Raw genomic sequence first — 12,929 nt, 5'->3', positions numbered from 1 at the left:
GTTGGTCAGCAGCCTGGTGGCTGTGACCGGACTGTCCGGTATGCCGCAGGCCGTCCTGCCTGCCGCGGACTTCCAGGTGACGTCCATCGACTACGCGGCCGTGTCGCCCGTCCTCGTCGTGGCGATCGCCGCGCTGGTCGGTGTGCTCGTGGAGGCCTTCGTCAAGCGCGAGCTGCGCTACCGCGTGCAGGTCGTCGTGGCGCTGCTGGGTCTGCTCGGCGCCTTCGCCGCCCTCGTGACGTGCGCCAACGACGGCTGGGTCTCGACCGCCGCGGGTGCCGTCGTGGTCGACGGGCCGACGCTCCTGATCCAGGGTGCGCTGCTGATCCTCGGTGTGATGAGCGTCCTGACGATGGCCGAGCGGTTCGACTCGTCCGCGCCGGACGCGTTCACGCAGTCCGCGTCGTCCGCCCCCGGCTCGCACGGGGAGTCGATGGCCCTGCGTCTCGGCGCCACCACCACCGAGGTCTTCCCCCTCACGATGCTGTCCATGGTCGGCATGCTGCTCTTCCCGGCAGCCGGTGACCTGGTCGTGATGTTCGTGGCGCTGGAGGTCCTCTCGCTCCCGCTGTACGTCCTCGCCGGGCTGGCCCGCCGCCGCCGCCTGCTGTCGCAGGAGGCCGCGCTGAAGTACTTCCTGCTGGGTGCGTTCTCGTCCGGGTTCTTCCTGTTCGGCGCCGCCCTGCTCTACGGCTACTCGGGCACCGTGCGGCTGGCGGGCATCTCCCGCGCCATCGGCACGACGATCGGCATGGAGGGGCTCCTGCTGCCGGGTGCCTTCTTCCTCATGGTGGGTCTGCTCTTCAAGGTCGGCGCCGTGCCGTTCCACTCGTGGACGCCGGACGTCTACCAGGGCGCCCCGACGCCGGTCACGGGCTTCATGGCCGCCTGCACCAAGCTGGCGGCGTTCGGCGCCCTGCTGCGCCTGCTCTACGTCGGCCTCGCCGGCGACCGGTGGTCCTACCTGCCGGGCCTGTGGGTCGTCGCGATCCTGACGATGGTGGTCGGTGCCGTCCTGACGGTCACGCAGACCGACATGAAGCGGCTGCTCGCCTACTCCTCCATCGCCCACGCCGGCTTCATCCTGGTCGGGGTGCTGTCGTTCGACCGCAGCGGCGTGATCGGCACGATCTTCTACCTCGTGGCCTACGGCTTCATGACCATCGCGGCGTTCGCCATCGTCTCCCTGGTCCGCCGTGGCGGGTCCGAGGCGACCACGATCTCGCAGTGGTCCGGGCTCGGACGCAGGCACCCGGTGACGGCCGCGGTGTTCAGCTTCCTCATGCTGGCCTTCGCGGGCATCCCGCTGACGTCGGGCTTCACCGCGAAGTTCGCCGCGTTCTACCCCGCCGTCGCCCACGGTGGGGGCATGGGCACCGTCCTCGCCGTCGTCGGCGTCCTGTGCTCGCTCGTCACCGCGTTCGCCTACCTGCGGGTGGTGGGTGCGCTCTGGCACGGCGACCGCGACGGCTTCACGGCCGAGGTCGTCATGCCGTCCGTGGGGAGCACCATCGCCATCGCCCTCGGCGTGACGGTCACCCTGGTCCTCGGAGTCTTCCCGACCCCGCTGCTGGACCTGGCCGGACGTGCGGCCACGTTCCTCCCATGACGGGCATGCCGCTTCCCGTCGGGGCGCCCGCCGAGGGCGCCCCGACCGTCGCCCTGGCCACGATGCCGGGGGCGAGCCCCGAGCTCATGGACCGGCTCACCTCGGGGCTGCAGTCCGTCGAGGCCCGGATCCGGGCCGAGGTCGACCACGAGGACCCCTTCATCGCCGGGGCCTCCGCGCACCTGCTGTCGGCGGGCAAGCGGTTCCGTCCCATCCTCACGCTGCTCGCCGCCGAGCTGGGCGGCGGCTTCAGCCGCGACGTCGAGACCGCCGCCGCGGCCGTGGAGCTGACCCACCTGGCGAGCCTCTACCACGACGACGTCATGGACGAGGCCGAGATGCGCCGCGCGGTGGTGTCCGCCAACGCCGCCTACGGCAACTCCACGGCGATCCTCGTGGGGGATCTCCTCTTCGGGACCGCGTCCAAGATGATCGCCGAGCTCGGGCCCCTCGGGGTCCGCATCCAGGCCGAGACCTTCGTGCGCCTGTGCTCGGGCCAGATCCGTGACGACCGCGCCTGCCCCGAGGGGACGGACCCGGTCGACTACTACCTCGGCGTGCTCGAGGACAAGACCGGGGTGCTCATCGCCACCGCGGCGCGCTACGGCGCCATGTTCTCCGGGGCGGGGGAGGAGGCCGAGCGCATCCTCGAGGCCTACGGCGAGAAGCTCGGTGTCGCCTTCCAGCTGGCCGACGACCTGCTGGACATCACCTCTGACGACTCCGGCAAGGAGCCCGGCACCGACCTGCGCGAGGGTGTCGACACCCTGCCGGTGCTCTACGTCAAGGCGTCCACCGACCCCGCCGACGCCCGTCTGCAGGAGCTGCTGTCCTCGGACCTGCGCACCGACGCCCAGGCGCACGCCGAGGCCCTGGGGCTGCTGCGCACCCACCCGGCGCTGGATCGCGCCCAGGCCTACACCCGTCAGGTCGCCGAGGAGGCCCAGCGAGTCCTGGACCCGCTGGGCGACGGCGAGGCGGTCCGGGCCCTCCGTGCTCTCGCGGCCAGCGTGGTGGACCGCGAGGTCTAGCCCTACCTGTCGGTAGGCCGGTGAGGACAATCACGCCCCAGGAGGGGCGGCCGCGCCCTAGAGTGCGCTCATGACCGCCTCCGCCCCGGCCCGGGACCTGCGCGCCGACGAGCTGCGTCTCGCCCTCGCCGGACGGGAGGCGCCGTTCGCCGTCGTCGACCTCGATGCGTGGGACGCCAACGCCCAGGACCTGCTGCGACGGGCCGGGCGGCTGCCCGTCCGGCTCGCGACGAAGTCGGTGCGATGTCGTGCCCTGGTGGAGCGGGCCCTCTCCCAGGGATTCAGCGGCGTCCTGACCTACAGCCTCGACGAGGCACTGTGGCTCGCCGACCAGGGGGTCGACGACCTGCTCGTGGCCTACCCGCCGGTCGGTCTCGACTCGCTCTCGCGCCTCGCCACGCACCCCCGTCGCGACACGGTGACCGTGATGATCGACCACCCCGATCACGTCACGCGTCTCGCCGCGGTGGTGCGAGAGGCCTCGGCCGGCCCGATCCGCGTGTGCCTGGACCTCGACGCATCGCTGAGGATCGGCCCCGTGCACCTGGGGGTGCGACGCTCCTGCCTGCGGACCCCCGAGGCCGCCGCGGCCGCCGCGCGGGCGGTCCTCGCCCGCCCCGAGCTGCGCCTGGTCGGCGTCATGTCCTACGACGCCCAGGTCGCCGGGCTCCAGGACAGCTCGCCCGCGGTCCGGCTCGTCAAGGCGGCGTCGGTCCGCGAGCTCCTGGGACGTCGTGCGGCGGTGGTGACCGCCGTCGAGGACGTGCTGGGTCACCCCCTCGAGCTGGTCAACGGCGGCGGCACGGGCAGCCTGCACCTCTTCGCCGACGGACCCGGCCACCACCGAGCTGGCGGCCGGCTCAGGACTGATGTCACCGCGCCTATTCGACGGCTACGACGCCTTCCGCCACCGGCCCGCGGCGTGGTTCGTGCTCCCGGTGGTGCGGCGACCCGCGAGGCGCGTGGCGACGTGCTTCTCCGGGGGCTATGCCGCCAGCGGCGCGGCGGGACGCGACCGGCTGCCGAGCCCGGTGTCGCCATACGGCCTCCCGCTGCTCGGGGCCGAGGGCGCCGGGGAGGTCCAGACGCGCGTGACCGGACGAGCCGCCGAGGACCTGCGGATCGGCGACCACGTGTGGTTCCGGCACGCCAAGGCCGGCGAGCTGTGCGAGCGCGTGGACCGGCTGCTGCTGGTCAGCGGGACAGAGGTGGTCGACGAGGTGCCGACCTATCGCGGCAAGGGGAGGGCCTTCGGATGAGCACGTGGACCAACTGGAGCGGCAACCAGAGCTGCCGACCCGCGCGGGTCCTCACCCCCGTGGGGGTGGACGAGGTGGCGCAGGTCATGGCCGACGCCGCTCGAGACGGGCTGCGGGTCAAGCCGATCGGGGCCGGGCACTCGTTCACCGCCATCGGCCTCACCGACGGCGTCCAGGTCAGCCTCGACGCGCACACCGGGCTGGTCGCCGTCGACCGGGACTACGGCCGGGTGCGGGTGCGTGCCGGGACGCGCCTGTGCGACCTCAACGCGCTCCTGGAGGCGCAGGGGCTGGCCATGGCCAACCTCGGCGACATCGACCGGCAGTCCGTCGCGGGCGCGCTGTCGACCGGCACCCACGGCACCAGGCCACCCTGCCCGGGCTGGCCGGCCTCGTGGAGGCGCTGGAGATCGTGACCCCGGACGGGCGCGTGCGCCGGTGCGACCGGCAGCGTGACCCGGACCTGTTCCACGCGGCGCGCGTCGGGCTGGGCGCCCTCGGCATCGTCACCGAGGTGACGCTCGCGTGCGTACCGGCCTTCCGCATCGAGGCGCGGGAGGAGCCGGCCGGCCTGAGCGCCGTGCTCGCGCAGCTGGACGAGCACGTCGACGGGCACGACCACTTCGAGATGTTCTGGTTCCCGCACACCGACCGGGTCCTCGCCAAGCACAACCGGCGCCTGGCCCCCGACGACACCTCCGGCAAGGCCCTTCCGCGCTGGCGCTACCTGCTGGACGACCAGCTGCTGTCCAACGGTGTCTTCGACCTGACCTGCCGGCTGTCGGCGCGCGTGCCCGCCACCACGCGGCCCATCAACGCCGTCGCGAGCCGGGCCCTGTCGGCCCGCACCTACACGGACTCCTCCTACCGGGTGTTCGCCAGCCCGCGGACGGTCCGCTTCACCGAGAGCGAGTATGCCGTGCCGCGTGCCGCCCTCCCGGAGGTGCTGCGGGACCTGGACCGGTTCATCGAGCGCTCGCGCGAGCACGTGGCCTTCCCGGTGGAGATCCGGTTCGCCGCCGCCGACGACGCGTGGCTCTCGACGGGCTACGAGCGGGCCAACGCCTACGTCGCCGTCCACCACCACCGCTCGGTCGACCCCCGCCGCTACTTCGCGGCCTTCGAGCAGGTCGTCGCCGCCCACGACGGTCGCCCGCACTGGGGCAAGATGCACACGCTCGGCGTCGACCGGCTGCTCGAGCTCTACCCCCGGCTCCCGGACTTCCTGCGGCTGCGCGACGAGCTCGATCCCGACCGGCTGCTCGGCAACGACTACCTCACCCAGGTCCTCGGCAGGTGACGCCAGCAGGGTGGCGCCACGGGGCGCCGGGCGCACGCGGGTAGTCTGGGCGCGGCGGGGCCGTCCCGTCCCGGACCGCTGGAGGACCCCGCACGCATGTCGACCGTCGAGGTGGCGCACCCCGCCGCACCCCACGGCCACGGCGGCGGTCGCGCCCGTCGGGGCGTTCGTGCCACGTGGTCCCGGGCCACCCGCGAGGAGCGGGGCGTGGGACTCGCCTCGCTGGGTCTCGTGCTGTGGTTCCTGGTGCGGGTGCGGTCGGGGGCCGACCTCTACGACGGCTCGCACGTCGTCGCCCTCGCGCAGCGCATCGCCCAGGGCGACCGGTTGTTCGCCGACGAGATGAACGCCCAGGCCGTCGGCTCCGCCGCCGGGGCGCCGTTCGTGTGGGTGTGGACCCACCTGTTCGGCCAGGCCTACCTCGTCCTTGCCTACCGCTACTGCTACGTCGCGGTGGCCGTCCTGGTCGGCGTGCTGTGCTACCGCGCGCTGCGCACGCGGCTGCGCCCGCTCGTCGCGTTCCCCGCCGTGGCGGCATCGTTGATGGTGACGAGCTACCACGTGGTCGGGCTGTCCTACAACACCGTCCCCACCCTGGCCATGGTCGTCCTCACCTGCTGCGGCCTCGCGGCGGTGCTGGGCCCGGCAGCGAGCGCCCGACGCTGGGTGGTGCCCGTGGGGCTGACCGCCCCGCTCGGCGCGGTGAGCCTGCAGTCCCTGCTCCCCGCCGTGGGGCTCAGCCTGCTCGTGCTCGTCGTGCTCCTGTGGCGGGGTGGGCGCCGCGACGCCGTGCTCTGGCTCGTCGGGACCGCCGCGCTGGTCACCCTGCCGGTCGCGGTCTACCTCCTCGGCGTCGTCGGCTGGTCGGCGATCAGCGACACCCTCGACTACACGGTGCAGTACCAACGACCACGGTCCGGCCCGCTCGAGCGGCTGGCATTCACCTCGACCTCCTGGCTCAAGGAGCTGGTGACGCCGGTGCGCCTCCCCGCCGTGCTGCTGGGGCTCAGCGCGGCCGTCCCCATGCTCTCCGCACGGTGGCGGCGTGGGGCCGTCACCTGGTTCCCCGTGGTGCTGGGCGCCACCAGCCTGCTCGCGCTGCTCGTGCACGACGTCAACCTGATGCGCTACGTCGGGTCCGTCCAGCTCTACACCGCCCTGGTCATGCTCCCGGTCTGCCTGTGGTGGGTGCGGTCCCGAGGTGACCGCGAGGTCGCGACCCTGCTGCTCCTCGCCGCCCCCACCGCCCTCGTCGGCCACCCGATGGTCGCCGCCACGACCTTCGCGGGCCCGTGGTACGGCGAGTTCCCGCCCGCCTCCGTGGCGCTGGCCATCGCGACGACGGTCGGCGCCGGCCGGGTGGTGGAGCGGATCAGTGGCCCGAGCGACGTGAGCGCGCTCAAGCGCTACGCCCTCGTCTCGGTGCTCGCGATCCTCGCGTCGCAGTTCGCGACGAACTTCTACGGCAGCTCGCCCTGGGCGGCCCGGACACCGGCTCCGGCCGGGGCCTACGGCGGGCTCTACAGCGGCGGGCGCGAGCTCGCGCACCTGCGGATCGTGCAGGACACGACCGACACCTGGGTGCGGCCGGGCGAGAGCCTGCTCGTCTACGGCGCGGTCACCGGCGCCTTCCTCACGTCGGGCGCGCGGGCGGACACCAACATCGTGTGGCTCGAGGACTTCGGCGAGCAGGGCCGCTACACCACCGACTGGATGCGCCGGACCGGTCGGGTGCCGGACGTGGTGCTCGTCTCCACCGACGGCATCCACGGCGACGGGATCGAGGCCATGGCCCAGCGCGACCCCATCCTCGCGACCTTCGCCGGCACCCACCGGATCGTCGCCGGCATCGGCTACTTCAGCCCGGGGCAGTTCCGCAGCGAGGCGGGGCTGGTCGTCCTGCGTCGCGTCGGCACCTGATGCATCAGGGGGAGCGGCGACCCGATGCCCCGTCGGCGTCGGCGCCCGGGACTAGCCTGGAGGGGCACACCACCCCACGAAGGACGACCTGCCGATGACACCTGCCTCGCGACCCACGTCGGTGGGGTTGGCGTCCTGGCTCGGCCTGCGCGAGGCGTCCCTGCTGCTGGCGTGCGCTCCCGCGGGCGGGCTCCTCGTGGGCGCGGTGGACCTGGCCACCTCCTCCGGCTTCGCCGACCTCGGTATGGCGCTGGGCTTCGCTCTGGTGGCGGCCTTCTACACGGCACAGCTGGCGGTGACGCTCGGACGGCCGGGATGGACCGACACGTGGTGGGCGCCCGTCATCCTGACGACGTCGGCGCTGTCGTCCCCGCTCTTCACGACCTTCCTGGTGGATCCGCGGCCTCCCATCGTGTGGTTCTGGCTGCTGGAGCCCGTGGTCGTGCTGGCGGCCTACCTGTGCCGACCCGCCCACGCCGCCCTGGTCACCGTCGGGTGCCTGGGCTGCGGCTGGATCTTCCTGGCGCTGAGCGACGTCGACGTGGCCCGCTACGCGCACGAGGTGGTGGCGGGAGCGGCGGCGATCGTGATGCCCGGTGTGGTGGCCGCGCTGGTCCTCGGACGGGTGCGGCGCCGGGAGCGGTCGGTGCTCGAGCAGACCCGGTTGGACCCGGTCACGGGGGTGCTCAACCGGCGAGGTCTCGAGCACGAGCTGAGCGAGTGGTCGGAGCGGGGGCGGGGAGCCGAGCCGGTGTGCCTGGTGTCCATCCACCTGGACTCCTTCGACGAGGCCGCCTCGGCGTGGGGCGGAGCCGCTGCCGACCATGTGATGGCCAGGGTCGCCGTGGCCCTGGAGCGCGCCTACCACCGCAGCCACCTCGTCAGCCGGTTCGTCGACCACGAGTTCATCGTGGTCAGCGACATCGACCCCGACCTGCTCGTGCCGTCCCTGCTGCGCGCGGTGCGGGTGGCCAGCCCGCAGCGCCCGGTCACCGCCAGTGCCGGCGTCGTCTGGGGCATCCCCCTGGACCTGCTGGCCGAGGGGCAGCTCGTCCCGATGGTCGAGCGCGCCCGCCAGCGGGTCACCGCCGCGCAGCTGTCCACCGGGGGGATCGACGCCCAGCAGTTCGAGCCCGAGACCTATGTCCCGGTCCCGGTGCCCCAGCCGGTGCCGGCGGCGCCTCCCCGGCAGGAGGAGCCCGACAAGCCCGACCTCCCGGGCAGCGATGCCCGGGTGCTCGGGTGGTGGCTGGCCGGCACCGGCATCCTGCTGAGCGCGGTGCCGCGGCGCCCCGATCAGTCGAGCCCCGTCGACCTGCTCGTCTACGCCGCCTGCCTGGCGCTCGCCTGCGGGGGGATGTGGGTCGCGCAGAGCGACACGGGTCACCCACGGGTGGGGCGCCTCCTGGTGACGCTGACGCTCCCTGTCACCGTCATGGTGGTGATGAACGTGCCCACGGTCGAGGCGCGCTACCTCGTGGTGGTGCTCGCGGCCTACCCCGCGACCATCGCGGGCGTGCTCCTGGACCGGGTGTGGGCGCAGTGGATGGTCGTGCTCCTGCCGGTGAGCTTCGTCCTGGCCACGGCGGTGGGTCCCACCGCGCTGCCGCACGCCCTTAGCATCACCATCCTCGCGGTCGGGCTGGTCGCGGTGACGGCGCTGCTGGCGGCCATGGTGCGCCGCCGCCGCCTCACCTCGCTCAACCGGCTGCACGTGCTCACCCTCACCGACCCGACCACGGGGGTGCTGACCCGGGCGGGCCTCGCCCGGGAGTTCCTCGACCTGCCGCCCGCCCGCCGGACGGGGATCCTGCTGACCTCGGTGCTGCCCCGCGGGGGCGAGGGGCAGGGCACCGCCCTGGAGGCCGACCTCGCCCTCGTGGCGACGAGCCTGCACGAGCTGGCGCGGGGGAGGGGCGTCGTGGGCCGGGTCAGCGGACGCGACCTGGTGCTCGTCGTGCCCGGCGCGGACCGCCTGGCGCTGCTGCGGCGTCGCCTCCAGCAGGACCTGGGGGAGCGGTCCTCCGAGGTGGAGGTCCTGGTGGGGCTGGCCTACACCGACGACCACACCGAGGGTGGGCTGTGGCAGGCCGTCAACGAGGCCGACGAGGCCGTCCGGCGCCAGAGCCACGGCGACGCCGGGCCCTCCCACCTCGTGCCCGCCGACGTGACGCCCTGACCGTCGGCGCCGCCCACGAACCCACCCGGAACGTTCGCGGGCGCACCGGCGTTGTTCCTGGCATGCATCGGCACTTCAACGGTCTCAAGACCGCTGCGCTCTTCGGCGTCATCTGGGCGCTGCTCCTCGGCCTCGGCGCCCTCATCGGCAACGGCCGCTACATCTGGCTGTTCGCCCTGGTCGGCCTCGGCATGACCTTCTACTCCTACTGGAACTCCGACAAGCTGGCGCTCAAGGCCATGCAGGCCTACCCGGTCACGCGGGAGCAGGCTCCGGCGATGTACCGCATCGTCGAGGAGCTGTCCGCCAAGGCGGGTCAGCCGATGCCCACGCTGTGGATCTCCCCGACGGAGGCGCCCAACGCGTTCGCCACGGGACGCAACCCCCAGCACGCGGCGGTGTGCTGCACCGAGGGCATCCTGCGCCTGCTCGACGAGCGTGAGCTGCGGGGCGTCCTCGGCCACGAGCTGATGCACGTCTACAACCGAGACATCCTCACGAGCTCGGTGGCGGCCGCGATCGCCGGGGTCATCACGAGCGTCGCGCAGATGGCCATGTTCTTCGGCGGCGGCAACGACGAGGACCGCCCCAACCCGGTGGTCATGATCCTCATGGCGCTGCTGGCCCCGCTGGCCGCGAGCCTGATCCAGATGGCGATCTCCCGCACCCGCGAGTTCGACGCCGACGAGGACGGCTCCTCCCTCACCGGCGACCCGCTCGCCCTGGCCTCGGCCCTCAAGAAGCTCGAGCTCGGCGTGGCCCGGGCGCCCCTGGCGCCCCAGCCCGACGTCGTGAACGCGAGCCACATGATGATCGCCAACCCCTTCCGCGCGCAGGACGTCAGCAAGCTCTTCAGCACCCACCCCGCCACTGCCGACCGGATCTCCCGGCTCGAGCAGATGGCCGGCTACCACGGGCGCTGACCGCGGCCGTCTGACCGCGCCCGTTCGGGCCTCGTGACGCAGCGCCGTATGCCGCCGGCCCGCGGCATACGGCACTGCTGCCTGTCGCCGACCCACCGGCACGACCCGGGGTGTGAAACGGTGGGCCCATGACCAGCCTGACCCGCACGGAGGCGCGAGGGCGCGCCACGACCGTGAAGCACCCCCGCTATGCCGTCGAGCTCGACCTCACCCAGGGCGAGACGACCTTCGGCAGCCGCACCGTCCTCACCTTCGCCGCCACCCCGGGCGAGAGCACCTTCGTCGACCTCAAGGCGACCGAGCTGCAGGAGGCGACGCTCAACGGTGAGCCGGTGCCGTCCGACGCCCTGGCCGACGGTCGGCTGCGGCTGACCGGTCTGGCGGCCGACAACGAGCTCATCGTCCGCGCGACGATGAGCTACAGCAAGGACGGCTCCGGCCTGCACCGGGCGGTCGACCCGGCCGACGGCGAGCACTACGTCTACGGCCACTCGTTCATGGACGCGGCGCCGCGGGTGTTCGCCTGCTTCGACCAGCCGGACCTCAAGGCACCCTGCACGTTCACCGTGACCGCGCCGAGCGACTGGGTGGTGATCGGCAACGGCGCCGCGACCCGCGAGGGCGACGTGTGGCACCTGGCCGAGACGGCGCCGATCGCGACCTACTTCGTGTCGATCTGCGCCGGCCCCTACGTGAGCGTCACCGAGGAGCACGACGGGATCCCGCTGGGCCTCTACGCCCGCCGTTCGATCCGGGCCCAGCTCGAGGCCAACGCACCGCGGGTCCTGGAGGTGACCCGCCGCAGCTTCGACTACTTCCACGAGCTGTTCGGGATCCGTTATCCCTTCGGCAAGTACGACCAGGTGTGGGTGCCGGAGTTCAACGCCGGCGCGATGGAGAACCCCGGCTGCGTGGTCCTGCGCGACGAGTACCTCTTCCGCTCCCGCGTGACCGGCGCCGAGCTGCTGTCGCGGGACAACACCGTCAGCCACGAGATGGCGCACATGTGGTTCGGCGACCTGGTGACGCTGGCCTGGTGGGACGACCTGTGGCTCAACGAGTCGTTCGCGGAGTACATGGCCAGCCGGTGCGTCGTCGAGAGCGGGCTCTACCCCGACGCCTGGTCCGACCAGGGGATCGTCCGCAAGGCCTGGGGCTACTCCGCCGAGCGCTCGCCGTCGACGCACCCGGTGGCGGGCAACGGCTCCGAGGACGCCCTCGCCGCCCTGCAGAACTTTGACGGCATCTCCTACGCCAAGGGGTCCGCGGTGCTGCGGCAGCTGATCGCCTACATCGGCGACGAGGCGTTCGTGGCCGGCGTGCGGGACTACCTGCAGCGGCACGCGTACGGCAACGCCGAGATGAGCGACTTCTTCGCGGCGATGGAGCGGGCGCACGGCGCCTCGCTGACCGACTGGACCGACGCCTGGCTGCGCACGGCGGGGCTCGACGCGATCCGTCTCGACGTGGACTGCGCCGACGAGTCCGACCTCGTGCGGCGCGCCGAGCTGGTCAAGGTCGCTCCCGAGGCGCACCCGGCGCGGCGCTCGCACGCCCTGGACGTCGCCGGCTGGACCGACGGGGTCGAGCAGGTGCGGGCACGGCTCACCCTCGACGAGGACCGCCGCGTGGTGCACGAGCTGCTCGACCGGCCGCGCCCGGCGATCCTCGTGCCCAACGCCTCCGACCTGACCTGGGCGACGGTGGTCCTGGACGAGGACACGCTCCGGCGCCTGCCCGAGCAGCTCGCCCAGGTCGACGACCTGGCCGCCCGCGTCGTGCTCTGGAACGCCCTGCGCGACGGCGTCGCCCTCGCGACGGTCGACCCGCGGCTCGTCGTCGACGTGTTCTGCGCCGCCTGGCCGCTGGAGTCGGACGACTCGGTGCTCTCGGCGGCCGGGCGCTACGTCCCCGAGGTGGTCGTGGCCGTCTACCTCCCCGCCGACGAGCGAGCCGAGGCCCGGGTCCGGGTCGCCGAGGCCGGTGCCGCCGCCCTCGAGGCCGCGGAGCCCGGCTCCACCCGGGCGCTCGCGGCCGCGCGGGTGGTCGCCTCCACGTCGCGCGACGAGGAGCTCCTGCGCCGGTGGTATGCCGGGAGCGACCTGCCGGCGGGTCTCGAGGGCGACGCCGACTTCCGCTGGCTCGTCGCCACGACCCTCGCCGGTGACGGCGCCCTCTCGGTCGAGGAGCTGGAGGAGGCGCACGCGGCCGACGCCACGGTGACGGGCACGCTCGCCTGGCTCGGTGCACGAGCCGCGCGACCCCACGGCGAGGACAAGGCCTGGGCCTGGGCGGAGCTGACCGAGCAGCGCGGTCGCTCCAACCACGAGATGAACGCCCTTGCCGGGTCCTTCTGGCGCAGCGGCGACACGGCGGTGCTGCGGCCCTACGTCGAGCGCTACTTCGAGGACGTGCCGGCGATGTGCGCGTGGGTGGGCGACGACGCGATGGCCCGGGTGGCCAAGCTGGCCTATCCCGTGCAGCTCGCCGAGCCGGAGGCGCTGCAGCGGTCGCAGGACGCGCAGGGCCGCTCGGACCTGACCGCGGCGGTGCGGCGCGGGATCGTCGACCAGGAGTCGGTGCTGCGCCAGGTCCTTCTCTCCCGCGACACCTTCTAGACCTACCTCAGGTAGTCACGTCCGCCTGGGTTAGCACGCCAGGCGAACAGACCTACCTCAGGTAGGAACATCAGCCTGGGTTCGCACGCC

General features: G+C 73.1%; 8 protein-coding genes. All 8 read left to right on the top strand.

Going from position 1 to position 12,929, the window contains the following annotated elements:
* The first annotated feature begins 40 nt into the window (after positions 1-40).
* The 8 genes from nuoN to pepN all read left to right on the top strand — a co-directional run bounded on the left by nuoN (position 41) and on the right by pepN (position 12,839).
* Positions 41-1,609, top strand: coding sequence for an NADH-quinone oxidoreductase subunit NuoN (gene nuoN / locus B4K29_RS04295; RefSeq protein WP_286961488.1), 1,569 nt, complete (start codon positions 41-43; stop codon positions 1,607-1,609).
* 5 nt (positions 1,610-1,614) lie between these two features.
* Positions 1,615-2,640: a polyprenyl synthetase family protein gene (locus tag B4K29_RS04290; protein ID WP_051274069.1), complete on the top strand. Its 1,026-nt coding sequence runs from the start codon at positions 1,615-1,617 to the stop codon at positions 2,638-2,640.
* A 70-nt stretch (positions 2,641-2,710) separates the two neighbouring features.
* On the top strand, positions 2,711-4,315 hold the full coding sequence (locus tag B4K29_RS04285) for an FAD-binding protein (RefSeq protein WP_313666821.1): 1,605 nt from the start codon (positions 2,711-2,713) through the stop codon (positions 4,313-4,315).
* The gene (locus B4K29_RS04280; protein WP_019286403.1) at positions 4,312-5,199 is read left to right on the top strand and encodes a D-arabinono-1,4-lactone oxidase; all 888 of its coding nucleotides are present in this window, start codon (positions 4,312-4,314) and stop codon (positions 5,197-5,199) included. The genes B4K29_RS04285 and B4K29_RS04280 overlap by 4 nt, the downstream gene beginning before the upstream one ends.
* Positions 5,200-5,295: 96 nt before the next feature.
* The gene (locus B4K29_RS04275; RefSeq protein WP_286966469.1) at positions 5,296-7,119 is read left to right on the top strand and encodes a hypothetical protein; all 1,824 of its coding nucleotides are present in this window, start codon (positions 5,296-5,298) and stop codon (positions 7,117-7,119) included.
* Between the two features lie 94 nt (positions 7,120-7,213).
* Positions 7,214-9,298, top strand: coding sequence for a GGDEF domain-containing protein (locus B4K29_RS04270; protein WP_286966468.1), 2,085 nt, complete (start codon positions 7,214-7,216; stop codon positions 9,296-9,298).
* Between the two features lie 62 nt (positions 9,299-9,360).
* The gene (htpX, locus tag B4K29_RS04265; RefSeq protein WP_019286402.1) at positions 9,361-10,221 is read left to right on the top strand and encodes a zinc metalloprotease HtpX; all 861 of its coding nucleotides are present in this window, start codon (positions 9,361-9,363) and stop codon (positions 10,219-10,221) included.
* 128 nt (positions 10,222-10,349) lie between these two features.
* Entirely contained in the window at positions 10,350-12,839 is a 2,490-nt protein-coding gene (pepN, locus tag B4K29_RS04260; RefSeq protein WP_286966466.1) for an aminopeptidase N, read from the top strand.
* The last annotated feature ends 90 nt before the right edge of the window (positions 12,840-12,929 follow it).

The organism is Arsenicicoccus sp. UBA6765 (assembly GCF_002453335.1).
GTDB lineage: Bacteria > Actinomycetota > Actinomycetes > Actinomycetales > Dermatophilaceae > Arsenicicoccus > Arsenicicoccus bolidensis.
Note: the sequence above shows the minus strand (reverse complement) of the source record. Positions and strands in the feature narration are given on the sequence as shown.

Coding starts and splice junctions, on each gene's coding strand:
- nuoN (WP_286961488.1), top strand. CDS start 41: ATGCCGCAGGCCGTCCTGCCTGCCGCGGACTTCCAGGTGACGTCCATC.
- B4K29_RS04290 (WP_051274069.1), top strand. CDS start 1,615: ATGCCGCTTCCCGTCGGGGCGCCCGCCGAGGGCGCCCCGACCGTCGCC.
- B4K29_RS04285 (WP_313666821.1), top strand. CDS start 2,711: ATGACCGCCTCCGCCCCGGCCCGGGACCTGCGCGCCGACGAGCTGCGT.
- B4K29_RS04275 (WP_286966469.1), top strand. CDS start 5,296: ATGTCGACCGTCGAGGTGGCGCACCCCGCCGCACCCCACGGCCACGGC.
- B4K29_RS04270 (WP_286966468.1), top strand. CDS start 7,214: ATGACACCTGCCTCGCGACCCACGTCGGTGGGGTTGGCGTCCTGGCTC.
- htpX (WP_019286402.1), top strand. CDS start 9,361: ATGCATCGGCACTTCAACGGTCTCAAGACCGCTGCGCTCTTCGGCGTC.
- pepN (WP_286966466.1), top strand. CDS start 10,350: ATGACCAGCCTGACCCGCACGGAGGCGCGAGGGCGCGCCACGACCGTG.